At 65.7% G+C, this 25,110-nt stretch carries 24 protein-coding genes; 19 read left to right on the top strand and 5 right to left on the bottom strand.

What is annotated here, in order from left to right; translation table 11 throughout:
• Window positions 1-45 precede the first annotated feature (45 nt).
• The 5 genes from wecB to PQR08_RS23755 all read left to right on the top strand — a co-directional run bounded on the left by wecB (window position 46) and on the right by PQR08_RS23755 (window position 8,991).
• Complete coding sequence (gene wecB / locus PQR08_RS23775; protein ID WP_250485656.1) at window positions 46-1,248, top strand: non-hydrolyzing UDP-N-acetylglucosamine 2-epimerase; 1,203 nt, start codon at window positions 46-48, stop codon at window positions 1,246-1,248.
• A gap of 90 nt (window positions 1,249-1,338) precedes the next feature.
• Window positions 1,339-3,567, top strand: a complete 2,229-nt coding sequence (locus PQR08_RS23770; protein WP_408162487.1) for a cellulose biosynthesis cyclic di-GMP-binding regulatory protein BcsB — start codon at window positions 1,339-1,341, stop codon at window positions 3,565-3,567.
• Window positions 3,567-5,744, top strand: a complete 2,178-nt coding sequence (locus PQR08_RS23765) for a glycosyl transferase family protein (protein ID WP_284509090.1) — start codon at window positions 3,567-3,569, stop codon at window positions 5,742-5,744. The genes PQR08_RS23770 and PQR08_RS23765 overlap by 1 nt, the downstream gene beginning before the upstream one ends.
• Window positions 5,741-8,143 carry an NfrA family protein gene (locus tag PQR08_RS23760; RefSeq protein ID WP_250485653.1) on the top strand — a complete coding sequence of 801 codons (2,403 nt, stop codon included), beginning with the start codon at window positions 5,741-5,743 and terminating at the stop codon, window positions 8,141-8,143. Before PQR08_RS23765 ends, PQR08_RS23760 begins: the two co-directional genes overlap by 4 nt.
• Window positions 8,143-8,991 carry an alpha-amylase family protein gene (locus PQR08_RS23755; protein ID WP_408162485.1) on the top strand — a complete coding sequence of 283 codons (849 nt, stop codon included), beginning with the start codon at window positions 8,143-8,145 and terminating at the stop codon, window positions 8,989-8,991. Before PQR08_RS23760 ends, PQR08_RS23755 begins: the two co-directional genes overlap by 1 nt.
• Before the next feature lie 21 nt (window positions 8,992-9,012).
• On the opposite strand, the gene PQR08_RS23750 is transcribed toward PQR08_RS23755, so the two are convergent.
• Window positions 9,013-9,285 (bottom strand): hypothetical protein, encoded by a 273-nt coding sequence (locus PQR08_RS23750; protein WP_250485652.1) that lies wholly within the window; start codon window positions 9,283-9,285, stop codon window positions 9,013-9,015.
• A 156-nt stretch (window positions 9,286-9,441) separates the two neighbouring features.
• Here PQR08_RS23750 and PQR08_RS23745 point away from each other — a divergent pair, with 156 nt between their 5' ends.
• The 10 genes from PQR08_RS23745 (at window position 9,442) to PQR08_RS23700 (ending at window position 19,682) form a co-directional block, all read left to right on the top strand.
• Window positions 9,442-10,074 carry a TetR/AcrR family transcriptional regulator gene (locus PQR08_RS23745; RefSeq protein ID WP_250485651.1) on the top strand — a complete coding sequence of 211 codons (633 nt, stop codon included), beginning with the start codon at window positions 9,442-9,444 and terminating at the stop codon, window positions 10,072-10,074.
• 217 nt (window positions 10,075-10,291) lie between these two features.
• Window positions 10,292-11,374: an alpha/beta fold hydrolase gene (locus PQR08_RS23740; RefSeq protein ID WP_238294540.1), complete on the top strand. Its 1,083-nt coding sequence runs from the start codon at window positions 10,292-10,294 to the stop codon at window positions 11,372-11,374.
• Between the two features lie 221 nt (window positions 11,375-11,595).
• Window positions 11,596-12,576: a hypothetical protein gene (locus tag PQR08_RS23735; protein ID WP_250485650.1), complete on the top strand. Its 981-nt coding sequence runs from the start codon at window positions 11,596-11,598 to the stop codon at window positions 12,574-12,576.
• 222 nt (window positions 12,577-12,798) lie between these two features.
• The gene (locus PQR08_RS23730) at window positions 12,799-13,557 is read left to right on the top strand and encodes a flagellar brake protein (RefSeq protein ID WP_238210911.1); all 759 of its coding nucleotides are present in this window, start codon (window positions 12,799-12,801) and stop codon (window positions 13,555-13,557) included.
• 65 nt (window positions 13,558-13,622) lie between these two features.
• A complete protein-coding gene (locus PQR08_RS23725) occupies window positions 13,623-13,964 on the top strand; it encodes a hypothetical protein (protein ID WP_250485649.1) in 342 nt (113 codons plus the stop codon).
• Window positions 13,965-14,051: 87 nt separating this feature from the next.
• Complete coding sequence (locus PQR08_RS23720; RefSeq protein WP_238210913.1) at window positions 14,052-14,717, top strand: MarC family protein; 666 nt, start codon at window positions 14,052-14,054, stop codon at window positions 14,715-14,717.
• Window positions 14,718-14,813: 96 nt separating this feature from the next.
• Entirely contained in the window at window positions 14,814-16,547 is a 1,734-nt protein-coding gene (gene araD / locus PQR08_RS23715; protein ID WP_250485648.1) for an L-arabinonate dehydratase, read from the top strand.
• Between the two features lie 13 nt (window positions 16,548-16,560).
• Window positions 16,561-17,292, top strand: a complete 732-nt coding sequence (locus PQR08_RS23710; RefSeq protein WP_408162481.1) for a ribonuclease activity regulator RraA — start codon at window positions 16,561-16,563, stop codon at window positions 17,290-17,292.
• A gap of 85 nt (window positions 17,293-17,377) precedes the next feature.
• Window positions 17,378-18,637, top strand: coding sequence for an MFS transporter (locus PQR08_RS23705; RefSeq protein WP_284509097.1), 1,260 nt, complete (start codon window positions 17,378-17,380; stop codon window positions 18,635-18,637).
• Window positions 18,638-18,641: 4 nt separating this feature from the next.
• Window positions 18,642-19,682 (top strand): LacI family DNA-binding transcriptional regulator, encoded by a 1,041-nt coding sequence (locus PQR08_RS23700; RefSeq protein ID WP_250485646.1) that lies wholly within the window; start codon window positions 18,642-18,644, stop codon window positions 19,680-19,682.
• Here the strand turns inward: PQR08_RS23700 and PQR08_RS23695 are convergent, their stop codons facing one another.
• Window positions 19,683-20,267 (bottom strand): histidine phosphatase family protein, encoded by a 585-nt coding sequence (locus PQR08_RS23695; protein WP_250485645.1) that lies wholly within the window; start codon window positions 20,265-20,267, stop codon window positions 19,683-19,685.
• A gap of 97 nt (window positions 20,268-20,364) precedes the next feature.
• Window positions 20,365-21,282 (bottom strand): NAD(+) diphosphatase, encoded by a 918-nt coding sequence (nudC, locus tag PQR08_RS23690; protein WP_238210917.1) that lies wholly within the window; start codon window positions 21,280-21,282, stop codon window positions 20,365-20,367.
• A 132-nt stretch (window positions 21,283-21,414) separates the two neighbouring features.
• Between nudC and PQR08_RS23685 the strand changes: the two genes are divergently transcribed.
• A complete protein-coding gene (locus PQR08_RS23685; protein WP_250485644.1) occupies window positions 21,415-22,119 on the top strand; it encodes a glutathione S-transferase family protein in 705 nt (234 codons plus the stop codon).
• A gap of 3 nt (window positions 22,120-22,122) precedes the next feature.
• Here PQR08_RS23685 and PQR08_RS23680 read toward each other — a convergent pair whose 3' ends face one another.
• Window positions 22,123-22,830: an MgtC/SapB family protein gene (locus tag PQR08_RS23680; protein ID WP_035504470.1), complete on the bottom strand. Its 708-nt coding sequence runs from the start codon at window positions 22,828-22,830 to the stop codon at window positions 22,123-22,125.
• A gap of 91 nt (window positions 22,831-22,921) precedes the next feature.
• Complete coding sequence (locus PQR08_RS23675; protein ID WP_250485643.1) at window positions 22,922-23,434, bottom strand: response regulator; 513 nt, start codon at window positions 23,432-23,434, stop codon at window positions 22,922-22,924.
• A gap of 24 nt (window positions 23,435-23,458) precedes the next feature.
• Here PQR08_RS23675 and PQR08_RS23670 point away from each other — a divergent pair, with 24 nt between their 5' ends.
• From PQR08_RS23670 to PQR08_RS23660, 3 genes are read left to right on the top strand one after another with little or no spacing between them, the layout of a single operon-like run.
• Window positions 23,459-23,665: a hypothetical protein gene (locus tag PQR08_RS23670; protein WP_238210923.1), complete on the top strand. Its 207-nt coding sequence runs from the start codon at window positions 23,459-23,461 to the stop codon at window positions 23,663-23,665.
• Complete coding sequence (locus PQR08_RS23665; RefSeq protein ID WP_250485642.1) at window positions 23,662-24,321, top strand: glutathione S-transferase family protein; 660 nt, start codon at window positions 23,662-23,664, stop codon at window positions 24,319-24,321. Before PQR08_RS23670 ends, PQR08_RS23665 begins: the two co-directional genes overlap by 4 nt.
• 26 nt (window positions 24,322-24,347) lie before the next feature.
• Window positions 24,348-25,064 carry a DUF899 family protein gene (locus tag PQR08_RS23660; protein WP_250485641.1) on the top strand — a complete coding sequence of 239 codons (717 nt, stop codon included), beginning with the start codon at window positions 24,348-24,350 and terminating at the stop codon, window positions 25,062-25,064.
• Window positions 25,065-25,110 lie beyond the last annotated feature (46 nt).

Genomic DNA, 25,110 nt, shown 5'->3' with positions numbered 1-25,110 from the left:
GAATACAATCGAAATTGTTAAAGATTGTGCAATCGCCGGGACCTAATGAACACGAAGCGAAAAACGATACTTTCCATTTTTGGAACGCGGCCCGAAGCCATCAAGATGGCGCCCCTCGTAAAGGCGCTGGAAGCGGAACCCGGTATTCGTTCCGTCGTGTGTGTGACCGGCCAGCATCGCTCGATGCTGAAGCAAGTGCTGGATCTGTTCGACATCACGCCGCATCACGATCTCGCGGTCATGTCGGAGAACCAGACCCTGAACGGGCTGGCTTCGCGCCTCATCGCGTCGATCGATGACGTCATCACGAAGGAGCGGCCGGATCGCGTGCTCGTGCATGGCGACACGACCACCGCGACGGCGGGCGCGCTCGCCGCGTTTCACCGGCAGGTGCCTGTCGCGCACGTCGAAGCGGGCTTGCGCACCGGCGACATGAGCAGCCCGTGGCCGGAAGAAATGAACCGGCGCTTCGTCGATGTCGTGAGCGACATGATGTTCGTCCCGACCTCGCGTTCGCATGCGAATCTCGTGAAGGAAACGCTGCACGGACGCGCGTTCGTCACCGGCAACACGGTGATCGATGCGCTGCACTCCGTCACGAAGCGCATCGATTCGCAGGACGCATTGCGCCGCTCGCTCGATGCGCGCTTTCCGTTTCTCGATCCATCGAAGCATCTGATTCTCGTCACCGGCCATCGGCGCGAGAGTTTCGGCCGCGGCCTGCGCGATATCTGCGCGGCGCTGGTGCGCCTCGCGAAGCGTCGCGACGTGCAGATCGTCTATCCGGTCCATCTGAATCCGAACGTACGTGCAACGGTGATCAGCGCGCTCGGCGGCGCGCCCAATGTGCATCTCATCGAGCCTCAGGACTATCTCGGCTTCGTGCGGCTCCTGCAGCGCGCGACGCTCGTGCTGACCGATTCCGGCGGCGTGCAGGAAGAAGCGCCTGCGCTCGGCAAGCCCGTGCTCGTGATGCGCGAGGTCACCGAGCGTCCCGAGGCCATCGACGCGGGCACCGCCGTGCTCGTCGGCACGGACAGCGACGCCATCGCCGCGACGGTGCATCTGCTTCTCGACGACACGGACGCCCGCGCGGCGTTCTCCCGCAACGTCAATCCGTACGGCGATGGACGAGCCTCGGCGCGCATCGTCGCGGCGCTCGCGGGCCGCCCCTTCGAGGAATTCCGACCCGTCACGCCGCGCGCAACGAAAGACGCGACGCGTGTCACGCGCGAGGCGTTCGCGTAGTCCTTCGGCTGCACACGCATAGCCTGTCGCGCGACGTGCATGTGCCTTCGCGGCCATCCCGGCACGTTGCGTCAACTTCGAGTCATCAACTTGGTCAACGACATCTTCAAGCGGCGCGGCCTGCGTGCCGTTCTGGCTTCAATCGCGCTGTTCGCTGGTCTGCAGCATGCAGCCTTCGGCGCGGCCACGACGGACACCGGCATCGCCGGCGCGCTCGGACGGCTCGGCGCCGACGTGCCGGAAACGCGCACCGTGACCTTGCGACAGCTCGGCCTCATCGAAAGCGTGACGCTCAACGCGCCCGACACGCGCCGCGAGTTTTTCCTGCCGGTGCCCGCCGGCGTGCCGATCACCGACGCCGCACTGCAATTCGACGGCGGCTATGTGCGCGGCGACGGCGGCCGCGTGACGATGCTCGTTTCGCTCGATGGCTCGCCGGTGCTCGCGCGCGCGTTCACGCAGGATGCGGGCGGCGTGTCGGTCAATCTCGGCGTCGATGGCGCGGCGCGTTCCACCGGTTTCGTGCGCATGGGCCTCGGCTTCGCGTCGGTGGTCAGCCAGGGCGAGTGCGCGGATCAGACGGCTATCGGCAACGTGCTGCGTGTCGATCCTACGACGCGTCTCACGTTCCGCTTCAATCCCGCCGACGTGCAGGACCTGCGCACCGCATGGAGCGCGCTGCCTTATGCGCCGGTGCTCGCGGTGTCGGGCCGCAAGCTGTCGACGAACGCATTCGACACCGCCTGGCGCACCGATGCGCTGCTGCAACGCGATGGAAAACGCCCCGTGATGCAGGCGCTTCCCTCCGTGGGCGATACGGTCGATCTCACGGGCATCGACGTGCCCGCGCCGCTGCGTAGTGTTCCCGCGTTCGCCGCGCTGACGGCGGGCGGCAAGCACACGATCGCCGACGACGCGGAACTCGGCGCGCTCGTCGCGCTTGGTGCACGCGCGGCGTTCGGCCCGGACGTGGTCGTCGCCGACGAAACGATGCGCAAAGCCATCGACCGCGCGCTCGACGCATTGCGCGCGCAGGTCGCGAACCCATCGGGCGATGCGCTCGCCGCCTTCGACGCATGGCGCAGGCAGACCGCGTCGCAATTGACGTCGCCGCTCGCGCCGGGCGAAGTGCGCGTCGCGCATGTGGGCGGCCGCGCGATGATCGTCGTCGGCGACACGCGCGGCATCGGCGCGCTCGCGCACGGCTGGCGTCCGATTGACGTATCGAACCGCGTGGTCGTGCACCGCATCGACGTGGCGCAGCAAACGCGCGGCGACACCATCGCGCTGTCCGATCTCGGCGGCGATCCGCGCAGCGTCGACGTGCAGACGGCCGCGTCGTGGGATGCGCGCTTCGACCTCGCCGCGGCTTCCGGCAACGGCCGCTTCCCGGAGCAGGTGGTGCTCGATCTCGCCGCGTCACCGACGCTTTCGAACGGCGGCGCGACCGCGACCGTGTACTTCAACGACGTGATGATCGGCGCGAAACTCATCAACGTCGATGGCGCGCGTCAGCGTCTCGTCGCGCCGATTCCGCGTTACGCGCTCGCGCGCACCAACGATCTGCGCGTGACCTTCCGCCGCCAGCCCGACGGCGGCTGCCAGGCGCGCCAGACGTATCCCGTCGCCGTGCTGCCGTCGAGTCATCTGCGTCTCGCGAAAGGGACGCCCGACAACACCTTCGCGGGCATGGCGGCGCGCTATGCGTCGTCGGCGACGGTGTACGTGCCGCGCGCCTATCTCGACGATGCCCTGAACAGCGTGCCGCGTCTCGCCGTGCTGACCGGTGCGGCGGGCATCGCGCCGGTCTCGGCGAAATTCGCGGTGAGCGCGGCAGACGCGGCGGCGCAGCCCGACGGCCCGTTCCTCGCCGCCGACGTCAAACTCGCCGACGAGAAGAATCCCGCCGTCTATTCGGCCGAGCGTCTTTCGCTGACATCGCCCGCGGGCGACACGCTGCTCGACATGTCCGGGCTCGCGCGCGTCGCGGTGGTGAGCGTCGCGAGCGCGGGCGGCGAGAGCGGCCTCGTGTATCGATCAGCGGGCGCGGCGCCGGTGCTGACCGACAAGCTGCAGCTTTCGCGCGGCAATATCGCCGTGGTCGACGGCAGCGGCGTGCTCAAACAGTTCGACACGGTCAATCCGGAAGAGATGACCGACGAGCCCGCGTCGAGCGCCGACTGGGTCACGCGGCATTGGGCGCGCTGGGGCATTCCGGCCGTGCTCGTGGTGCTGCTGCTCGCGCTGATCGCGCTCGCGGGCCACGCGCGCCGCAGACATCGCAACGCGCGCGCCGGCGACGACGAGGATCGCGCGTGATGCTGGAGGCGCTCAGGTGGTACGGCGAGCTCCTGCTCGCCGAGTACTACCAGGGACTCGAATACGTGGCCGCGACGGTCGCGGCGATCATCCTGCTTTCGAGCCTGGACGATCTCTTCATCGACATCTGGTACTGGACGCGCAAGCTCTGGCGGCGCGTGACGGTCGAGCGCCGCTATGCGCCGCTCACCGTCGAGCAGCTCTATGCGCGCGAGGAGCAGCCCATCGCGATCATGGTGCCGGCGTGGCAAGAGGACGACGTGATTGCCGCGATGATCGAGGATCTCGTGCGCGTGCTCGACTATCGCGCGTACACGGTGTTCGTCGGCACGTATCAGAACGATGCCGCGACGATCGCCGAAGTGGAGCGCATGCGGCATCGCTATAAACATCTGCATCGCGTGGAAGTGCCGCACGACGGCCCGACGTGCAAGGCCGACTGCCTCAACTGGCTCGTGCAGGCGATCCTGCATCACGAGTTCGAAGCGGGGATGGAGTTCGCGGGCATCGTGATGCACGACAGCGAAGACGTGCTGCATCCCGTCGAACTGAAGTTCTTCAACTATCTCCTGCCGCGCAAGGACATGATCCAGTTGCCGGTGGCGTCGCTCGAACGCCATTGGTTCGAACTGGTCGCGGGCACGTACATGGACGAGTTCGCCGAATGGCACGCGAAGGATCTCGTCGTGCGCGAGAGCCTTGCGGGCGCGGTGCCTTCGGCGGGCGTGGGCACGTGTTTCTCGCGCCGTGCGATTCTTACGCTCGTCGAAGAGACGGAGCAGCAGCCGTTCAACACCGAAAGCCTCACCGAGGATTACGACATCGGCACGCGCATCACGCGGCTCGGCATGCAGTCGATCTTTCCGCTCTTTCCCGTTGAATTCACGACGCGGCGCAAGGGCTGGTTCGGCCTCGGCCCCGAGCGCGAAATCAGACTGACGATGCCGCTGTGCGTGCGCGAATTCTTCCCCGACACGTTTCGCACCGCCTACCGGCAGCGCGCGCGCTGGACGCTCGGCATCGGCTTGCAGGGCTGGGCGCTGACGGGCTGGAGCGGATCGCTCGCGAACCGCTATCTGCTGATGCGCGACCGCAAGGGCGTGGTGACGGCGTTCGTCGGCATGTTCGCGTATCTGCTCGCCGTGCAGTTCATGCTGTTCGCCACGGCTTCGTATTTCGGTCTCGCGCGCGATTTTTTCCCGTCGCCGTTCATCGATTCGGTCTGGCTGCAGGCGCTGCTCGCCGCGAACTCCGTCGCGCTCGTGTTGCGCGTCACGCAGCGCATCATCTTCACGACGCGGCTCTACGGCTGGGAGCACGGCGTGCTGTCGGTGCCGCGCATGGTCATCAGCAACATCATCAATTTCATGGCGGTGGCGCGCGCGTGGCGGCTTTTCATCGTGCATATGGTGACGGGGCGGCGGCTCGCGTGGGACAAGACGATGCACGATTTTCCCAGCAACGAAGGCCTGCGCGACACGCGTCAGGATCTGGGCGAACTGCTCGTTTCGTGGCAGGCGATCGCGCCCGAACGGCTGGAAGAAGCGCGGCAGACCGATCACGCGCGCGAAGCGCCGATCGGCCGTGTGCTCATCACGCGCGGCTGGCTCGACGAGGAAACGCTTGCCGAAGCGATCGCGTTCCAGGCGGACTTGCCGCGCGGCCGGTTCGATGCGGCGCGCATGGACCTGACGCGCATCGCGACGCCCGAGACGCTCGTGCGGCTGCGCGCGCTGCCGCAGGGCATCGATGCGAACGGGCACGCCGTGTTCGTCTGCGCGAGCCTGCTCGACGATGAGTCGCTCGCCGAATTGCGCGCGACGGCGGGCGGCCCGGTCGCGCTGCATATCGTGCGCGAAAGCGAGATCGCGGCGGGCCTGCGGATGCTGCGCGCGGTTGGCATGCCGGTCCATACGGGCGATGCCGAAGACGATGCGTCGCCGGCGCTTTCTGATGCCACGGCTGCGAGCGGCGTGCCTTTGCTCGGCGACATCATGATCGAGATGGGGCTCGTCACGCGCAGCGCGTTCGAGGCCGCGTTGCGGGACTATCGGCCGGAGCGGCACGGACGCATCGGAGATTACATGGTGGCGGAGCGGATCATCACCTCCGATGCGCTCACCGCCGCGGTCGCGGAGCAGCGCCGCCGCTATCTCGCGCGGGCCGGCATTCGATGAGCTCGCGCGTTCGCGTTGCGGTGTGCGCCGCGCTCGCGTTGTGCGCCACGGCTGCGTCGCGCGCGGACGAGACCTTGCCGCTGCCTTTGAGCGGCGCGGCGTATCGCGTGGCGCGCGAGGCGTTCGCGGCGTACGGCGAGCATCGTTACGCCGATGCCATCGCCGGGGCGCGCGAGGCGATTCGCCAGCGGCCCGATGTCGCGGAACTGCGTCTGCTGCTCGCGAATTCGCTCGCGGCGCGCGGGCGTCTGAAAGAGGCGAGCCGTGTGCTCGGCGAAGCCATCGCGCAGCTCGGTCCGTCGCCTTCGCTGAGCGCGCGGCGCAGACAGATCGATATTCTGATTGCGTCGGGCGGTGCGGGCGGCGTGCCTAGCGATTTGCCGGAGCCGGCGCTGAAGGCGGCGCGCGCGGCGTATCGCGATTACGCGAAGAAGGATTACGCGTCGGCGGCGGCCGAAAGCCGCGAAGCCGTGCGCCTCGCGCCGCAGGCCGAGCGTCTGCGCTATCTGCTGATCGACTCGCTCGCCGCATCCGGCGACGATGCTGCCGCCTACGACGCCGCCGTCGATGCATCGACGCGCTTCGGCGACAACGACGCCTTGCGTGAACGGCGACGCTTCATCGGCGACCGGCTCGCGCCGGATGCGTCGAGGTCCGCGTATGCGGCGCGCGGGCGCGGCGATCTCGACGCGGCGCAAGACTTCGCGCGCAAGGCGGTCATGTATGCGCCCGCGCGGATGGATTTCCGCATGCAGCTCATCGAGATATTGTTCGCGCGCGGCGATCTCGCGGGCGTGGAAGCTGCGACGAGCGATGCAATCGCAATCGATCGTGACGATGCGCTTGCCTGGGCGCTGCGCGGTTATGCCCGCGCGGCGAGTGTCGGCGATGCAGACGCCGACTTCGCGCACGCGCTTTCGATCGAGGCGAACGACGGGCGAAAGAACCGCGATGTCCGCGTCGCGCGCACGATCGTCGCGGACGTGCGGCTCGCGCAAGGCAACGCGCAGGCGGCGCTCGATGCGCTGCCGCCGGTCGCGACCCAAACGCCCGACGACGCCGACGCCGCGATCACGTTACGCCGCCATCGCGCGCAAACGATGTTGCGGCTGGCCGCGACGCAGACAGCGCAAATCGATCCGCGCGCGCGTCCGACATTCGAGTGCCGCGAAGACCAGTTCGGCGCATCGTGCGATGTCTACGCGCACGATCCCGCGCTCGCCGCGACACGCGAAGCGCGTCTTGCCGAACGTCGCGGCGATCGCGGCGCGGCCATCGGTTTCTGGCGCACGGCGATTGCCGAAGTGCCCGACGATCCGCGGCCGCGCATCGCGCTGATCGATGCGCTCGCGGCGGCGGGCCGCACGCGCGAGGCTTCGAACGAAGCGCGGGCCCTCATCGATGCGAACCTGCTCGATTCCATGACCGACACGCAGGCCGCGTTCATCGCGCAGCGCGCGGGCGACAGCGCGCTCGCGCTGGATTACTTCGCGCGTGCCGATCGCGCGGGCAAGCTGCCCGCATCGGCGGAAGCGGACGCCGGCTACGCGGCGCTCAACCTGCGTCGCAACGAGGAAGGCGCGAAGTACCTCGAACGCGCGATCGATCACAACGACACGACGCTGACGCCGCAAGCACTGAACGACGCGCGCGCGGCGCACGCCGAAGCGACGCGCAACTGGGGCTTCAGCGCGTCGGTGAACTATCGCGGCAGCGGCGCGCAGCAAGGTTTCGCGTTCGCACCGACGCCGGGCGTGTCGAACAACTGGCAGGCGGGCGCGGAGGCCTACTGGCGTCCGTTCGGCAGTCTCGGCGACCGCATGTTCGAGGTGTACGCGCGCGGCTACGAGAACTTCGGCGTGAAGGGCGGCGGTCCGTCGGGGGCATCGACGTTGCAGGCGGCGATCGGCGCGCGCGTGAAACCGTTCGCATCGGCGAATGCGATTTTCGCGATCGAGAAGATTCTGCCGATCGGCTCGGACGTGCGCTCCGACTGGCTCGCGCGCGCCGCGTATTCGAACGGTTTCGGCGACACGCGCAGGCTCGACGTGCCGAGCTGGTGGACGGGCACGGTCTACGGCGAGGCGGGCCATTACATCCAGAACGATTCGACCTACGCGACCGCGAACGCGCGTCTGGGCCGCACGTATCGCGTCGATTCGGTGAGCCCGCGCCTGACGGTGTTTCCGCATGCGGTCGTCGGCATGGACTACGATTCGGCGATCGATCACAGCGTGCCGGTGGGCATCGGCGCGGGCGTGGCGGCGCGCTACTGGTTCCGCGGCGGTCCGTATGACGCGCCGCGCTCGTTCGTGGATGTGGCGGTGCAGTATCGCTTCCGCGTCGCGGGCGACGATCGCGCGAAAGGCGTGTTTTTCGGCGCGGTATTCTCGTACTGATGCCCTCCCTATTCTCCGTCCTCGTCATTGCGTGCTGCCTCGCGCTCGGTCCGGCTTCCGCTCATGCCGATGCCGCGCGCATGCGTCTCGTCGACGGCATCGTCTGGCAGCCCGACAACGCGCATGCCGATCCGCGCGGCGACTGGGACCGGCTCGGCGCGCATGAACTCATCGTGCAATGGACGGCGGTGGACGGCATTGCGTTCGTGCCCGGCGCCGGGTTGAGCGCGGCGCCGAAGATGCCGGACTGGGATCGCATCGGGCAGGAGCCGTGGGCGCGCAACGTGATCGTCGGACTCGCGGGCCGTTTCGACGAAGCGGCGGCGCGCGCGAACGTGGCGCAACTGGTCGTCGAATCGATGCGGCTCGCGGAGGCGCATCCGCCCGTGCATGTGACGGGCTACTACTTTCCCGTCGAGATCGATCCGACCTGGCAGAACGCGGGCGCGCTGCGCACGATGCTCGATGCGTTGCCGCGACCGTTGTGGATCAGCGTTTATGATCGCGCGAACGTGGGTGGCGCGGCGCTCGCGGAATGGCTCGATCAGTGGCTGCCGCGCGATGTGGGCGTGTTGCTGCAGGACGGCTGCGGCGTGTATGCGCGCGAGCCACGCGTCGCGCGGGAGTACGCGGACCAGATTGCGGCGAAGCTTGGGCGGCGTCGCGTGCGGATCATTGCGGAAGCGTTCCGGCCGCAACTGGGCGGCGGATTTCGATCGGCGACCGTGGACGAACTAAAGCCGCAGATCGATGCATACCGGGGTTACAAAACCTATCTCTTCGATGGGCCGCATTACGTTTCGGCGGACATCGTGCAAGGGCTGCTCGATGCCTATCGACGGCATTAGCGGCCCATCGAAGCGTGACGCTTACTTGACCGATGCGGTATCGATTGCACGCGCCGAGTCACCAGGCAACACCGACGTCAGCACGCTGGCCGGCACATGCTGCGCCTCTTCCTTCGACACCGCGCCGACGAACTTCCATCCCGACGGCATCTTCACGAACGTGAAGCCGGTAGGCTGATCGACGAACACCGAATACGGCGCGGGCGATGCGGCCGTCGCCGTGGTTTGCGCGAACGACACCAGCGGGCTCATCAACAGCAAAGCAGCGGCAAGCGCGGACAAAGTCGATTTCATGACGACACTCCCAAGAAGGTTCCGATATTTATGTAACGATCGATACAGATATTTAAACATCGCCGGATGACGGCGTCCAGTTATTTTGTTACGATCGACACATAATTCAGAATTTCAATGCGCATGACAATCGCTGGCATGCGCAAGGAGCGAGACATGGCGCCGGAAGTGCGGGAGACGCAGCACAAGACGCGCGGGCGGCCGCGCGCATTCGATCGCGAGGCGGCCTTGCGATGCGCGATGGAAGTGTTCTGGGCCAAGGGCTTCGACAACTGTTCCATGGCCGATCTCGTCGAGGCAATGGGCATCAATTCGCCGAGCCTCTACGCCGCGTTCGGCAGCAAGGAAGACTTGTACCGCGAGGCGGTCGGGCTTTACACGGATGCGGAAGGCGGCGCGGCGCTCAGGCAGTTGCAGGCGCACGAATCCGTGCGCGACGGCCTGCGCGCGATGTTCCGTGCGAGCATCGAACTTTTTACCGGCACGCAGAATCCACGCGGCTGCATGATCTTTCTGGGCGCGATGTCCGTCGGCGCGGAGCATGCGCAGTTGCGCAGCGAGATGCAGAAGCGCAGGCGCAAGGTGGCGTCGATCGTCGCGCAACGACTCGCGCAAGGCGTCGAAAATGGCGAACTTGACGCGCGCACCGATGTTCAGGCGCTCGCCGCGTTGTGCATGACGCTGTTCGCGGGTTTGTCGATTCAGGCGCAGGACGGCGTGCGCCGTGCGGCGCTCTTCGCAGCGATCGATCAGTTCATCGCCACGCTGCCGCTGCGCGCGAAACGCTGAACGCGCGATCGAGGCGCGCTACGTGAAACGGTCTCGGCCCGCATATTTGGCGCGTCGTTGCGCGCGCTCGCGATGCGTCACGGCGACCTGACGAGCCAGATGCGCGGCGCGCGCCGTCCTTGACTTTCTAATCCATTACGCGCGAGCATGAGCAATCGCGCGGGGCTGCCGCGCGGGCATCGCCTTTGTACGTAGTCCATACTTACATCTCACGCCGATGATGCCGCGCCCGTCCATGCCACGGCAACAGATCCGCCTTTGTCCGGCGAGCGACGGCGTGCGCATCGCGTACGCGACTTGCGGCTCCGGCCCGCCGCTCATCAAGGCGGCGAACTGGCTCAGTCATCTGGAACTGGACTTCACGAGCCCGGTCTGGAGCCATCTGATGCTCGAGTTGTGCGGCCGCCACACGCTGATTCGCTACGATCAGCGCGGCTGCGGCCTCTCCGACCACGATGTCGCCGACATCTCCTTCGACGCCTGGCTGCGCGATCTCGAAACCGTCGTCGACGCGAGCGGCCTCGAACGCTTTCCGCTGCTCGGGATATCGCAGGGCGCGTCGATCGCCATTGCGTATGCGGTCGCGCATCCGGAGCGCGTCACGCATCTCGTGCTGCACGGCGGCTACGCGCGCGGCCGGCTCAAGCGCACCTGCGATCCGGCGATGCGCGAGGAAGCCGAAATGCTCGTGAAGCTCGCCGAATTGGGCTGGGGCAAGCAGAATCCGGCGTTCCGGCAGTTCTTCACCACGCAATTCATCCCCGGCGGCACGCCCGAGCAGCATCACTGGTTCAACGAGCTCGAGCGCCTCACGACCACGCCGGGCAATGCCGCGCGCATCATGCGCGTTTTCAACGAGATCGACGTGGTCGATCTGCTGCCGCGCGTGCAATGCCCGACGCTCGTGCTGCACGCGAGCGGCGACGCGCGCGTGCCCTTCGACGAAAGCCGCCTGCTCGCCGGGCAGATTCCCGGCGCGCGCTTCGTGCCGCTCGAAAGCGAGAACCATCTCACGCTCGAATTCGACGCCGCCTGGCAACGCTGGCGCGAGGAAGTGCGGGCGTTCCTGCCATCGGCGCACGTGGCCGATCCCGCGTTCTCCGCGCTGACGCCGCGCGAGCGCGATATCGTCGAACTGATCGCGGGCGGGCGCGACAACGCGCAGATCGCCGCGCGCCTCGCGCTGAGCGAGAAGACCGTGCGCAATCACATCACCAGCATTTTCGCGAAGCTCGAAGTCGAAAATCGCGCGCAGGCGATCGTGCTTGCGCGTCGCGCGGGCTTCGACGCGCCCGCCTGATCCCTTCGGGACACACGTCCCCCTTCTTTGCCGCCAAAACACGATGTCCCGGTTCGCGACCGGGACATGCGCCTCATGTGCGAAAGCGCGGCTCTCCCGAGAATGGCTCGCAGAACGGTGACGCGACGAATGAATCTACGCCGACCTGTTCGACGCAGCGCCGCCCGTGCGGCGCACATTTCATCGCAGTCACCGACGCAGAGTCATCCCGGAGTTTCTACATGAGAGCCGTTCAGCAACAGTCCAGCAAGATCAGCACGCAACAACGCTATGCGAAGTGCATCGAAGTGTCCCGCCGCATCCGCTGGGATATCGACCGCGACGTATTGCGCGGCCGTCATTTCGATCCCGCGCACAAGTTCATGCCCGACGGGCTCACCCAGGTGAACCGCCTGCCGTTTCTGGACACACGCGAACGCCGGCTCATGTCGCAGATTCAGGGCCGCACGTACGCCAACATGTTCGGCATGATCGAGCGTTTCGTCGGCGCGAAGATGCTGGAAGTCGGCCGCGATCACGCGCTCGGCGATCAGACCGCGCTCGAAGCGATCGTTCGTTTCACGGATGAAGAGCTGAAGCATCAGGAGCTGTTCCGCCGCGTCGAGGCGCTGGCGGCCGAAGCGCTTCCTTCCGGCTACCGCTTCGTTCCGCAAGCCGACGAAGTCGCCGCGTTCGTGCTCGGCAAGTCCACGTGGTCGATTCTCGCGCTGACATGTTGCGTCGAAATCGTCACGCAGGTGCATTACCGGCAGAGCATGGAAAGCGACGCGACGCTCTCGCCGCTATTCAAGGACATCTTCCTGTTTCACTGGAAGGAGGAGTCGCAGCACGCGATCATCGACGAACTGGAATGGATGCGCGAGGACGCGCGTATTGACGACGACGCGCGCGATGCCGCGATCATCGATCTGATCGATCTGGTCGCTGCGATCGACGGCATGATGCAGGCCCAAGCCGCCGCCGATGCCCACTACTTCGTCACGCTGCTGGACCGCGCGCTGTCAGAAGAGGAAGAGGCGCGCGTACACGCGGGGCTGATCGATGCGTACCGCTGGCAGTACATCATCTCGGGCGTCGATGAAGCGCGCTTCGGCGAGATCCTGACGAGTCTGATCAGCGAGGCGCAGGGCGAGCGCCTCGGAGCCGCGCTCGCGCCGATGCGACGCCGCGCGCTCACAAGCGAGTTCGACGCGCTCGCTTGACGCGTTCAGTCTGAAGCACGAGAGGCCGGGCGGCAGCGCCCGGCCTCTGTCGTTTTTGAAGGCGATTCGTAAGCAAAAAGCGTTTGCTGCTTTGCAAAACGCTGAATTGGCGTGAAAACCTAGTCGTTACTGACGTACTGAAGTGCTTGCCGTTCGGGCAATATATGAGAAATCAGGTAGTCGTCGTTCGCTGTCCCAAACTGATAACTAGATTGGACCATCATGCTCGCCGAACCCTTGCCGCACACATCCGACATCGAAAAATTCGCGGAAGACCACGAGCGCTTCGCGCGACACACGCCATCCGAAATATCCATCGTTCTGCGCAATCTCGTGCAGCGCCGCGACATGCTGACGGTCACGAGCGGCAAAGGGCAGATCGTCACGCAATTGCTGGAAGTCGACGTGCGCGGCGCGCGCATCGTGTTCGACTGGGGCGGCGTGGAGTCGGATAACCGCGCGCTGCTCGAGGCGCGTCAGCTGTATTTCAAGGGCGCGCCGGACGGCGTGCGCGTCGAATTCACGACGCTGGCCGCACGTGCCGTGACCCACGAGGGACGCCAGGCATTCGAGGTCTCCTTTCCCGAGAAGCTCTATCAATTCCAGCGCCGCGAATATTTCCGCGTGCCGACGCCGATTCTCGATCCGTTCTACGCGAAGGGCGCATTCGCCGACGGCGATTCGTTCCGCTACGAAGTGCATGACCTGTCGCTCGGCGGCATCGCGCTGCGCATGGACACGCCGCGTCTCGCGGAAACGGAGCTCGGCACCGTGTTTCACGATGTCGTGCTGCATCTCGGCCCGGGCGCGGCATTGCCCGTCGATCTCGAACTCGTGTCGCCGCGCACCGTGACCACGCCGCGCGGCGATGTGCGCTATGTCGTCGGGTTCCGCTTCGTGCAGCTCTCGGGCGCGGCGGAGAACGTGCTGCAGCGGCTCATCACGCGCATGGAGGCGAAGCGCCGCAGCCTGTCGGCGTGAGCCGCGCGCCGATGCGGGACACGCGTGGAGTAGAATGCGTGCCTCCTTCCACTGCACGACGACGCATGTTTCGCAAGGCCTGGCGCGGAGAAGAACGCTTCTGGAAAGTCTGGTGGCTGTTGGGCGTGCCGATTCACCTTGCATGGTGGTTCGTCTATCTCGACCTCTGGACGAGCGGCGTCGCTCCCGAATCATTTCTGCTGCTCACCGTCTGGTTTTGGCCCGGCATGCTGGGCGTATTCGCCATCTGCTCGGTGCTGTACCTGCTGTGGTGCACGCTTGCGTGGCGCTGCGCGGGCAATGTCGATCGCCGCGTGTGGACCGTCATCGCGCGCGTGTTGATCGGCGTCGGGCTCGGGTCGTTTCTCACCGAATGCGCGCTGATTCTCGCCGCGCCATTCGCCTGAACCGTCGATTGCCGCGCACGCGCTGCGACTTCGCGTGCACAATGTCCGGGCTTGCAGCACGCCCAAGACGAACGGACAACGACGCGCATGCTCAACGAATTCGCCAAGACGGTTCTCGTGATCGTCGCCGGGTTGTTTCCCATCATCAATCCGCCGGCCACCGCGCTCGTCGTGCTGAGCATGCTGCCGCATATCGGCGACGACGATCGCGCCGAACTCGCGCGGCGCATCTGCATCAACAGTTTCGCGATCCTGCTGGCGTCGCTTTCGATCGGCGCATACGTGCTGACGTTCTTCGGCATTTCGATTCCCGTGTTGCGCGTGGCCGGCGGCCTGGTCGTCGCGATGGCGGGCTGGAATCTGCTCCAGGCACCCGATGACGACGACGCCACCGAAACCGCGCCCAAACCGCGAAGCGGCGCATCACTGCGCGCGAAGGCCTTCTATCCGCTGACGCTGCCGATCACCGTCGGGCCGGGCGCGATCGCGGTCGCCATCGCGCTCGGCACCGGCTCGCCGCGTCATGGCCTGCAGCCGGTGCATCTCGCGGGCGTGGCCGTCGCGCTGGCGATCCTGTGCGCGAGCATCTATGTGTGCGTGCGCTTCGCCGGGCATCTCGAACGCCTGCTCGGCACCGCCGGCACGCAGGTCGCGATGCGCCTCTTCGCGTTCGTCATCTTCTGCATCGGTGTGGAGATACTCTGGCTCGGACTGTCGGAGTTGATCGCGTCGATTCATCTCACCATCAAGTAGCGCAATTCCCCGGACAAACCCCAAGCGACGCTCGCGGATGACAGCGCTACCATCTGTCGGCATCGAATGGTAACGCTACCATCAAGGAGACGCCGCTTGACTCTGATTCGCAAGAAGCCGGAAGAACTGCGCAGTCACCGCTGGTACGGCGTGAACGACCTGCGCTCGTTCGGCCATCGCTCGCGCACGGCGCAGATGGGCTATCACGCGTCCGATTACATGGGCAAGCCGGTCATTGCCGTGCTCAACACGTGGAGCGAAATCAATTCGTGCCACACGCACTTCAAGCAGCGCGTCGAGGAAGTGAAGCGCGGCATCTGGCAGGCGGGCGGCTTTCCCGTCGAAATGCCGGTGATGACGCTCGCCGAGCCGTTTCAGAAGCCGACGACCATGCTCTACCGCAATTTCCTCGCGATGGAAGTCGAGGAAGTGCTGCGCTCGTATCCGTTCGATGGCTGCGTGCTGATGGGCGGCTGCGACAAGACCACGCCCGGCCTTCTGATGGGCGCGATCAGCATGAACCTGCCCGCGATCTATCTGCCCGCCGGCCCGATGCTGCGCGGCGACTGGAACGGCCGCACGCTCGGCAGCGGCTCCGATACGTGGAAGTACTGGGCCGAACTGCGCGCGGGCAAGATCACCGAGGACGAGTGGAAGGGCGTGGAAAGCGGCATCGCGCGCTCGCCGGGCCATTGCATGACGATGGGCACCGCATCGACGATGACGAGCGCCGCCGAAGCGCTCGGCATGACGCTGCCGGGCTTCGCGTCGATTCCCGCGGTGGATTCGCGGCACGCGCAGCACGCGTCGCTGACGGGACAGCGCATCGTCGAAATGGTGTGGACGGACCTGAAGCCATCCGACATTCTCACGCCGAAATCCTTCGACAACGCGGTGACGACCGTGCTCGCGCTGTCCGGCTCGACCAACGCGATCGTGCATCTCGTGGCGGTCGCGCGGCGCGCGGGCGTGCCGCTCACGACCGCGCGCTTCGATGCGCTCGCGCGCGTGACGCCCGTGCTCGGCAACATCCGTCCGGCGGGCAAGTATCTGATGGAAGACTTTTTCTACGCGGGCGGTTTGCGCGCGCTGCTCGCGGAGTTGGGCGATCTGATCGATGACTCGCAATTGACCGTCAATGGCGCGACGCTCGGCGAGAACATCGCGGGCGCGGAAATTTTCAACGACGACGTGATTCGCCGCCGCGCCAATCCGCTGGTGCCGAACGACGGCCTCGCCGTGCTCACGGGCAACCTCGCGCCGGACGGCGCCGTGATCAAGCCGGCGGCGATGGAAGCGCATCTGCTCAAGCATCGCGGGCCGGCGGTCGTGTTCAGCGATTACGCCGACATGGCCGCGCGCATCGACGACGAAGCGCTCGACGTCACCGCCGATTCGGTGATCGTGCTTCAGCACGCGGGCCCAGTCGGCGCGCCGGGCATGCCGGAGTGGGGCCAGTTGCCGATTCCGCAGAAGCTTTTGAAAGAGGGCGTGCGCGATATGGTCCGCATCTCCGATGCGCGCATGAGCGGCACGAGCTACGGCGCGTGCGTGTTGCATGTGGCGCCGGAATCGTTCGTCGGCGGGCCGCTCGCGTTGGTGAAAGACGGCGATATCGTCGAGCTGGACGTGCCCGCGCGCCGCCTGCATCTCGACATCACCGATGACGAACTCGCCGCGCGCAGGGCCGCATGGAAAGCGCCGAAGCGCCCGTTCGAGCGTGGCTTCGGCGTCATGCATCAACTGCATGTGACGCAGGCCGACAAGGGCTGCGATTTCGATTTCCTCGAAGAAAAGACCGCGACCGGCGGCGAGCCCGACATTCACTGAGACGCGCAAGATCATGACGACACAAGACATCGCCATTTCCGACGAAACGATCGAGCTGCTGCGCCATGTCAGCACCGCGACGCTCACGACGCAACTCTTCAAGCGCGGCCTGCGCAACGTGTTCCTGCAAGGCGTCGCGCCGCTCGTGAAGCCCGCGAAAGGCGCGCCGAACATGGTCGGGCCGGCGTTCACGCTGCGCAATATTCCGGCGCGCGAGGATATCGATCACGTCGGCGTGTTTCAGGATCCGGATCATCCGCAGCGCAAGGCCGTCGAGAGCGCGCCGCCGGGCAGCGTGCTCGTGCAGGATTGCCGGGGCGATCGCAGCGTCGCGTCGACGGGTTCGATCCTCACGACGCGTCTCAAGATTCGCGGCGTCGCGGGCATGGTGTCGGACGGCTGCGTGCGCGATTCGGGCACGATCGGCGATATCGGCCTGCCGATTTTCTGCGCGGGCGCGAGCGCGCCGCTCAATCTCGCGAAGCATCACGCGGTTGACATGAACGTGCCGATCGCATGCGGCGGCGTGGCGGTGTATCCGGGCGATATCGTCGTCGGCGATGTGGATGGCGTCGTGATCGTGCCGCGCTACATGGCCGGGGAAGTCGCGCAGGACGCGACCGAGCAGGAAGTCATGGAGGAATTTCTGTCGTCGCGCGTGGAAGGCGGCGCGATGCTGCGCGGCACGTATCCGCCGAACGAGGAAACGCTCGCGGCGTACAAGGAATGGCGCAAGCAGCGCTGAGCGAGGAGACGCCGTGAATACGCTTTCCCCAACGCACGCCAGTGTCGATGAGCAGCGCCTCATCAATCGCCTCGCATGGCGGCTGATGCCGCTCGTCGGCCTGCTGTATCTCGTCGCGTATATCGACCGCTCGAACATCGGCTTCGCCAAGCTGCAGATGCTCGGCAGTCTCGGCATGTCGGAAGTCGCGTACGGGCTCGGCGCGTCGCTGTTTTTCATCGGCTATCTGATCTTCGAGATTCCGAGCAACGTGATGCTGCACAAGTACGGCGCGCCGCGCTGGATCGCGCGCATCATGCTCACGTGGGGCATCGTCACCATTCTTCTCGCATTCACGAAGAACGCGACGATGTTCTACGTGCTGCGCTTTCTGCTCGGCGCGTCCGAGGCGGGGCTTTATCCCGGCGTGATCTATTACCTGACGCTGTGGTTTCCGCAGCGGCATCGCGTGCGGATGCTCGGGTACTTCACGCTCGGCAGCAGCATCGGCAACATGGTCGGCGCGCCGATCTGCGGTTATCTGCTCGACAAGAACTGGTTCGATCTTCAGGGCTGGCAGCTCGTGTTCATCGTGACGGGCCTGCCTTCGGTCCTGCTGACCGTGGTCGTGCTTTTATGGCTGCCGGCATCGCCGCTGAAGGCCGCGTTCCTTTCCGATGACGAAAAAAAGTGGCTCGGCGATACGCTCGAAACCGAGCGCCTTCAGGCTGCGAAAGTCGAGAAGAGCGGCTCGCATGTGCTGCGCGTGCTCGCGGAACCGCGCGTGATCGGCATGGCGCTCTACTACATGATGCTGTCGATGTCGGTGTACGGCGTGAGCTACTGGCTGCCGACGCTCGTGAAGGGCTTCGGCGTGACGAACACGGTCAACGGTCTGCTGAACATCGTGCCGTGGCTCGCCGCGACGATCGTGCTTGCCTGGCTCCCGTCGAAGCTGCGCAAGGGCAATCGCACGACAGCCGCGATGCTGGCGGCCGCGCTGATCGGCGTCGTGTTCTTTCTCGGCAGCGTCTTTTTGCCGACCAATACATTGCGCTTCGTTGCGCTGTGTCTGGGCGCGCCGTGCATGTATCTGCTGCTGCCGTGCTTCTGGACGATACCGCCCAGGTTTCTCACCGGCGCGCGCGCGGCGGCGGGCATTGCGGCGATCAATTCGCTCGGCAATGTCGGCGGATTCATCGCGCAGAATCTCGTGCCCTGGGTTCGACAGACGAGCGGTTCCGTCAAGGCGCCGATGCTCATTCCCGCCGCCTGCCTGCTGATCTTTGCCGTCGTGACAATGATTCTGATGCGGCGCGAGGCGGCTGCGCGAGCCGATGTCGCGGCGCTCGAGTCGCGAGCCTAGCATCATGGCGGCGTCGAAATCCGTCGATCCGGCACCCACGCGCCGCGCGCGCTCGGGCGCCAAAGGCGTGCGAATCACCGACGTCGCGGCCATCGCAGGCGTTTCGCCCATCACGGTCTCGCGCGTGTTCAACGCGCCCGACACCGTCGCGCCCGAAACGCTCGCCCGCGTGCGCCACGCCGTCGCGGAACTGGGCTACGTGCCGAACCGGCTGGCGGGCGGGTTGTCGTCGGCGAAATCGCGGCTGATCGCGGCGATTGTGCCGACCGTCGCGCATTCGCTCTTCTCCGAAACCGTGCAGGTTTTCAGCGATACGATGTCGCGCGCCGGCTATCAGGTGCTGCTCGGCCTGTCCGGCTACAGCGACGAAGACGAAGCCCCGTTGCTCGACGCCGTGCTGAGCCGCCGCCCCGAAGGCGTGTTCCTCACAGGCGTCGCGCACACGCCGACGCTGCGAGAGCGCCTGCGCAAGATCGGCATTCCGATCGTCGAGACGTGGGACATGAGCGACGATCCCATCGACATGCTCGTCGGCTTTTCGCATTACCGCATCGGCGTGATGGTGGCCGAGCGCTTTCTCGCGCGCGGCACGCGCCGCCCCGCGCTCGTATCCGCGAACGACCAGCGTGCGCTCGCGCGGCGGCGCGGCTTCGTGGAGACGCTCGCGAAGCACGGCGTGAACGATGTCACCGAAATGCTGATGCCGCCGCCCAGTTCGATCGCGCTCGGCAAGGAAGGCTTGCGGCGCGTGCTCGACATGCGCGCGGGCGTCGATGCGATCTTCTGCAGTTCCGATCTGCTCGCACTCGGCGTCGTGTCCGAGGCGCGCCGGCTCGCGATCGACATTCCCGGGCGCATCGCCGTGTGCGGCTTCGGCGATCTCGAATTCACCGCCGACGCCATCCCCGCGCTCACGACCGTGCGCGTGGACGGCAAGCGCATCGGCGCGACGGCGGCGCGCTGCCTCATCGACAGGCTCGGCGGCGCGACGGAAAAAACCCTCGTCGACGTGGGCTTCGAACTGGTCGAGCGCGAGACGCTTTGACTAAGGCAGAAGATTCCACTTGATGATCGCGCGCACGTCGCGCTCGAAGCCGAGCACGCTCATCGCGGCGGTGTCCATCGCGAGATGCGCGCCGAGCGCAGGCGAGCCCGTCGCCCATTGCGCGCCGAACACGCGCGAGAAATGCGCATGCGAAAAGAGCGCGATGCTCGTCGCGTTCGTGGCGAGCAGCTTGTCGATGAGCGCCTGCGCGCGCCTGCCGACATCGGCGAGATTCTCGCCTTCGGGAATCGGCGACGTCCATACCGACCAGTCCGGCACTTCCTCGCGAATATCCTGCGTTTTACGGCCTTCGTAGATGCCGTAATTCCACTCGTGCAGTTCCGGCTCGACCTGCGCATGTTCGGAGAGACCCGCGAGGCGGCAGGTTTCGATCGCGCGGTTCATCGGGCTCGTCAGCACGAGGTCGAAAGATTGCGACGCGAGCACCGGCGCGAGCGCGGTCGCCTGCTTGCGGCCTTCGCCGGTGAGCGGGATGTCGGTCGTGCCGGTGTGCTGGCCCGACTTGCTCCATTCGGTTTCGCCATGCCGGATCAGCCAGATATGGACGCCGCCTTTCATGTTCATGTCGTTCACCCGGTGTCTGAGGAATGCGGTTGCGCGCCCGCGCGTCAGAGCCTCGAATTCTGCGCCGATCGCCGAAGTCGCGCCAGGAAGCTGCCGTTCAGTCCAGCTCGCCGGTCGCGAACGCCTTCAGCAGATGATGCGCGATCGCGAACGGCTTCGGCGCCGACAGTTCCTGTTCGTGCGTGCCGTCGAGCATCGCTGCGACTTCGCGGCGCGTGAACCAGCGCGCGTCTTCGAGTTCGTTCTTGTCGACGGTAAGTTCGGTCGTGGCCGCGCGCGCGAAACAGCCGATCATCAGCGACGATGGAAACGGCCACGGCTGCGACGCGTAATAGCGCACGTCCGTGCAGCGGATGCCCGCTTCCTCCAGCACCTCGCGATACACCGCGTGCTCGAAGGTTTCGCCCGGCTCGATGAAGCCCGCCAGCGCCGAATACATGCCCGGCACGAATTGCGGCTGACGGCCGAGCAGACACCGCTCGCCATCGGTGACGAGCATGATCACGACCGGATCGACGCGCGGAAAATGCTGCGCCTTGCAATTCGGGCAGATGCGCCGCCAGCCCGCGCCGGCGGAATCGGTCGGCTGGCCGCAGTTCGCGCAGAAGCGGTGACGGCGATGCCAGTCGAGCATCGAGCGCGCTTCGCCGAGCGCGCTGACGAGCGGCGGCGGCACAAGTCCTTGCATCGCGATGGGGCGAAGCTCGATCGCTTCGACTTCGCGCAGGCTTTCCGGGTTATCGTCGAAAGAGGATGCGAAGAGCGCGCGCTCGTCGGCGTCGCGGCCGAGAAACACCGTTTGCAAGGGCGCGCCGTGCGCCGCCGCTTCGTGCCTGCTGAACAGCGGATCGTGCCCGTCGGCGCGTTTAAAGAGCGGCACGTTGTTCACGAACAGCAGAAAGCGCGTGGACGGATCGTCGCGCAGGCTGGCGACGAACGTATCGTCGTCGCGCTTTTCCGACACGCGATCGAGCGGATCGAGCGTAAAACCGATGGCATGAGGCGGCGTGGGCATAGTATTTTTCGTGTGTGGCGGCGCGTGCCGGGCGAATGCCGGAATGCGCGTCGCGTGACGGGAAGGTGCAAGGCCAATCGGGAATCGTAGCGAAGTTGGCGCGTCCTTGCAGGGCGACGCCCGGAGACGTCGATGATCACGCTCTATTCGTATCCTCAGTTGTTCGGCCTCGAAGACAACAATCCGTTCGGATTGAAAGTGTTCGCGTTTCTGAAGCTCGCGGGTCTGCCGTTCGAGCATCGTCATGTGCTCGACACGAGCGCCGCGCCGCGCGGCCAGCTTCCGTATCTCGTCGATGACGATGAAACCATTGGCGACAGCGACGCGATCATCGCGCATCTGAAGCGCAAATACGCGCTGACGCTCGACGACGCGCTCACCGGCGCGCAACGCGATCTCGATCTGCTGATCCGCCGCACGCTCGACGATCTCTACTGGGTGATGTCGTATTCGCGCTGGCGCGACGACCGCTACTGGCCGCAGTTCCGCGACGCGCTGATGCGGCAGCATCCGGATATCGGCGGGGAAGCGCTGGAGGGCGCGCGCAAATACAACTTCGAGCGCTATCGGTATCAGGGTATCGGGCGATACGAGCCGGACGACGCGTATGCGCGCGGCATCGCGAGTCTTCAGGCGCTGGCGAATCTGCTGGGCGACAAGCCGTTCATGTTCGGCGATGCGCCCGCGAGCATCGATTGCGCGTTGTACGGGTTCGTCGCCAGTATCTGGTTTTACGACATCGATACGCCGCTCAAGCGGTTCGTGGCCACGCAGGGCAATCTGGTCGCGCATTGCGGCGCGATGCGCGAGCGCATGGGGCAAAGCGCGGCGCCTTGAGTGTCACTCCGGCGCCGTCTCCACCTCCTTGCCCGCCCAGCTGATGCTCGACACGCCGCGCTCCATGCTCATGCGGCTCGCCATGCGTTCGAGCTTCGCCTGATCTTTCGGATGCATGCGCACGGTCGCCGTGACCTTGATGCGCGGCGGCTCGCTGTCGACGTCCTCGCTGGTGAGGCTCTGAAACGACAGCGGCTGCGCGTCCATCGCGTTCGAAAGCAGCGTGCGGATGTGAATCTCGTCCTCCTGCCGTCCGATCACGGTCAGCACGTATTCACGCACGATGTCCGCGCTCGATACGGGCGTCGCGTTGATCGCGCGGCTCACTTCGCGCAGGAGCGTGTTGGTCGCGAGCACGACGCCCGTGCCTGCGATCGCCGGGCCGTAATGCCCGGTGCCGCACAGCACGCCGACGGCCGCCGAGCACCACAGCGTCGCCGCCGTGTTGATGCCCTGAATCGAGCCCTTGTCGCGCATGATCACGCCGCCGCCCAGGAAGCCGACGCCGGACACGACATACGCGGCGATCTGCGTGACGCCCGCGACGCCGTTGCCCGTCAGCATGCCGAGCGTGACGAAGAGGCACGCGCCGCTCGCGACGAGCGTGATCGTGCGCAATCCCGCCGTGCGCTGGCGCAACTGCCGTTCGAGACCAATGGCGACGCCGCACGCGAACGCGGCGAAGAGACGTAATGCGAAATCGACGCTCATCGGCTGAAGGCGATGCCTTTTCTGGACATAAACCAAAAAGCATCTCACCGGCGGATGTCGCTGGTGTGAAAGCGGGATCGAATGCCGCGCGTCAGGGGACCGCAACAAACTGTCGGACGCTCACGCGCACGCGGTCATAATCGGGCGATGCATCGAACGAGATCGTGGAAGCGGCGGCATTGCAGCAGTTCGCGATACGCGGCGAGACGATCTTCTCCGCGCCGGAAAGCACGCGCTCGCACACGCGTTCGAACGCGCGCGCTTCTTCGCGCGGACTCACGAGGCCCGACGCGCCCGCATGCTGCATGGCGAAGAGCGTGTGCGCGTCGGTTTCTTCGGTGAAGATGACCACGGGCGTCTCCCGGAACGATCGGCGCAATTCGCGCAGAAGCGCGAAATCGTCCGCACGGGAACCTTCCAGACCGCAGCCCAGAACGATCACGTCGTAGCTGGCGGCCGTGAGCCTCGCGAGCAGTTGATCGGCGTTTCTGACGCATGCCGTCACCCGAAACCGCTCGTGTGCCTCGAACCAGCTTTGCAGCCCATATAGAACGACGGGGCGATCGTCTGCAACGACGATACTAATTTTGTCTTTGCGCTTCATTCTCTTCGGCCGGCTCGACGGACAATGGATCCGTTTGCCGTGCTTCGGTTGCTGGGAGGCGCGCACGTTAGCAAATCGTCAACTGTCACGCTGCGCCGCACAACAAAATATATCGATTCGTTGTCGATTGGCCGCGTCCTCGCTCGTCGTTCAGGTATCCGGCGCTGCAATCGTCGTCTGCGCATCGCGCCGCATTCCGAACTGCTCGACGACCTGGAGGCTGTCAGATGAGCTTGCAACTCTACGCACACCCGTTTTCCTCTTATTGCCAGAAGGTTTTGGTCGCGCTGTATGAGAACGGCACGCCTTTCGAATGGCGCGCGCTCACGCCCGAAACGCCGCAATCGATGGCCGAACTCGCCGAAATCTGGCCGATGAAGCGCTTTCCCGTGCTCGTCGATGACGGCCGGCCGGTGATCGAATCGACGGTGATCATCGAACATTTGGGGCTGTTTCATCCTGGCCCGGTGCGCCTCATTCCCGACGATCCGCGCGCCGCGCTCGAAACGCGCTGGATGGATCGCTTCTTCGACAACTATCTGTCGACGCCGCAGCAGAAGATCGTGTTCGACGCGATGCGCGATCCGAACGAACGCGATGCGCGCGGCGTCGCCGATGCCCGCGCGATGCTCGATACGTCCTACGCCTTTCTCGATCGCAAGATGGCCACGCGCGAATGGGCCGCGGGCGACGCCTTCAGCCTCGCCGATTGCGGCGCCGCGCCGTTCCTGTTTTATGCGGACTGGTGTCATCGCATCGGTGACGCTTATCCGAACGTGATCGCGTATCGCAAGCGCCTGCTCGCGCGGCCGTCTTTCGCACGCGCGGTCGATGAGGCGCGGCCATATCGGGCGCTGTTTCCGCTCGGCGCGCCGGACCGCGATTGAGCTACCTGAGCCAAAGGAGATCGGACATGAGCACGACCACGAACTACGTTCCCGCCGATGAACTCGCGAAGCGCGCGACGATGAGGTTTCCCAACGAAAGCGCCGAATATCGGCAGGCGCGTACCGCGTTGCTCGCGGAGGAAATCGAATTGCGCCGGCATATCGAGCGCGTCGCGCAGACGCGTCGCGCGCTGCCGCCCGGCGGCGAAGTGAAGGGCGATTATCGATTCGAAGGCGAGCGCGGCGCGGTCGATTTCGCGGGTCTTTTCGGCGACAAGGACACCCTCGTCACCTATAGCTACATGTTCGGGCCGCAGCGCGAACGGCCGTGCCCGATGTGCACGTCGCTCTTGTCGGCGTGGGAAGGCGAGGCGCGCGACATCGAGCAGCGCGTGGCGCTCGCGGTGATCGCGCGCTCGCCGCTCGCGAAGCTTCTGGCATTCAAGACGGAGCGCGGCTGGCGCGATCTCAGGCTCTTTTCCGACACGAATGGAGAGTTCAGCCGCGACTATCACGCGATATCGAAGGAAGGCGGCGACGATCCCGCGCTCAACGTTTTCACGCGGCGCGACGGCGTGATCCGGCATTTCTGGAGCGGCGAGATGGATTTCGGTACGGCCGATCCCGGTGAAGACCCGCGCGGCGCGCCCGATCTGATGCCGCTCTGGACCGTGCTCGACATGACGCCCGAAGGGCGGGGGACGGACTGGTATCCGAAGCTGGATTACGGGCCGAGAGGTTAGGCGAAGTCAGCGCGACGAAAGCGGAAGTGTCGTCTGTAAAGATGAG

Origin of the sequence: Caballeronia jiangsuensis (assembly GCF_046030135.1) — a bacterium.
GTDB classification, from domain to species: Bacteria; Pseudomonadota; Gammaproteobacteria; order Burkholderiales; family Burkholderiaceae; genus Caballeronia; species Caballeronia jiangsuensis.
The sequence above is the reverse complement of the archived record's forward strand: the minus strand, read 5'-3'. Positions and strand labels throughout refer to the sequence as shown.

What these genes read in the sequence shown, in the direction of transcription:
- wecB (WP_250485656.1), top strand. Translation starts at nt 46, where the DNA reads ATGAACACGAAGCGAAAAACGATACTTTCCATTTTTGGAACGCGGCCC.
- PQR08_RS23765 (WP_284509090.1), top strand. Translation starts at nt 3,567, where the DNA reads ATGCTGGAGGCGCTCAGGTGGTACGGCGAGCTCCTGCTCGCCGAGTAC.
- PQR08_RS23760 (WP_250485653.1), top strand. Translation starts at nt 5,741, where the DNA reads ATGAGCTCGCGCGTTCGCGTTGCGGTGTGCGCCGCGCTCGCGTTGTGC.
- PQR08_RS23755 (WP_408162485.1), top strand. Translation starts at nt 8,143, where the DNA reads ATGCCCTCCCTATTCTCCGTCCTCGTCATTGCGTGCTGCCTCGCGCTC.
- PQR08_RS23750 (WP_250485652.1), bottom strand. Translation starts at nt 9,285, where the DNA reads ATGAAATCGACTTTGTCCGCGCTTGCCGCTGCTTTGCTGTTGATGAGC.
- PQR08_RS23745 (WP_250485651.1), top strand. Translation starts at nt 9,442, where the DNA reads ATGGCGCCGGAAGTGCGGGAGACGCAGCACAAGACGCGCGGGCGGCCG.
- PQR08_RS23740 (WP_238294540.1), top strand. Translation starts at nt 10,292, where the DNA reads ATGATGCCGCGCCCGTCCATGCCACGGCAACAGATCCGCCTTTGTCCG.
- PQR08_RS23735 (WP_250485650.1), top strand. Translation starts at nt 11,596, where the DNA reads ATGAGAGCCGTTCAGCAACAGTCCAGCAAGATCAGCACGCAACAACGC.
- PQR08_RS23730 (WP_238210911.1), top strand. Translation starts at nt 12,799, where the DNA reads ATGCTCGCCGAACCCTTGCCGCACACATCCGACATCGAAAAATTCGCG.
- PQR08_RS23725 (WP_250485649.1), top strand. Translation starts at nt 13,623, where the DNA reads ATGTTTCGCAAGGCCTGGCGCGGAGAAGAACGCTTCTGGAAAGTCTGG.
- PQR08_RS23720 (WP_238210913.1), top strand. Translation starts at nt 14,052, where the DNA reads ATGCTCAACGAATTCGCCAAGACGGTTCTCGTGATCGTCGCCGGGTTG.
- PQR08_RS23710 (WP_408162481.1), top strand. Translation starts at nt 16,561, where the DNA reads ATGACGACACAAGACATCGCCATTTCCGACGAAACGATCGAGCTGCTG.
- PQR08_RS23705 (WP_284509097.1), top strand. Translation starts at nt 17,378, where the DNA reads ATGCCGCTCGTCGGCCTGCTGTATCTCGTCGCGTATATCGACCGCTCG.
- PQR08_RS23700 (WP_250485646.1), top strand. Translation starts at nt 18,642, where the DNA reads ATGGCGGCGTCGAAATCCGTCGATCCGGCACCCACGCGCCGCGCGCGC.
- PQR08_RS23695 (WP_250485645.1), bottom strand. Translation starts at nt 20,267, where the DNA reads ATGAACATGAAAGGCGGCGTCCATATCTGGCTGATCCGGCATGGCGAA.
- nudC (WP_238210917.1), bottom strand. Translation starts at nt 21,282, where the DNA reads ATGCCCACGCCGCCTCATGCCATCGGTTTTACGCTCGATCCGCTCGAT.
- PQR08_RS23685 (WP_250485644.1), top strand. Translation starts at nt 21,415, where the DNA reads ATGATCACGCTCTATTCGTATCCTCAGTTGTTCGGCCTCGAAGACAAC.
- PQR08_RS23680 (WP_035504470.1), bottom strand. Translation starts at nt 22,830, where the DNA reads ATGAGCGTCGATTTCGCATTACGTCTCTTCGCCGCGTTCGCGTGCGGC.
- PQR08_RS23675 (WP_250485643.1), bottom strand. Translation starts at nt 23,434, where the DNA reads ATGAAGCGCAAAGACAAAATTAGTATCGTCGTTGCAGACGATCGCCCC.
- PQR08_RS23670 (WP_238210923.1), top strand. Translation starts at nt 23,459, where the DNA reads ATGGATCCGTTTGCCGTGCTTCGGTTGCTGGGAGGCGCGCACGTTAGC.
- PQR08_RS23665 (WP_250485642.1), top strand. Translation starts at nt 23,662, where the DNA reads ATGAGCTTGCAACTCTACGCACACCCGTTTTCCTCTTATTGCCAGAAG.
- PQR08_RS23660 (WP_250485641.1), top strand. Translation starts at nt 24,348, where the DNA reads ATGAGCACGACCACGAACTACGTTCCCGCCGATGAACTCGCGAAGCGC.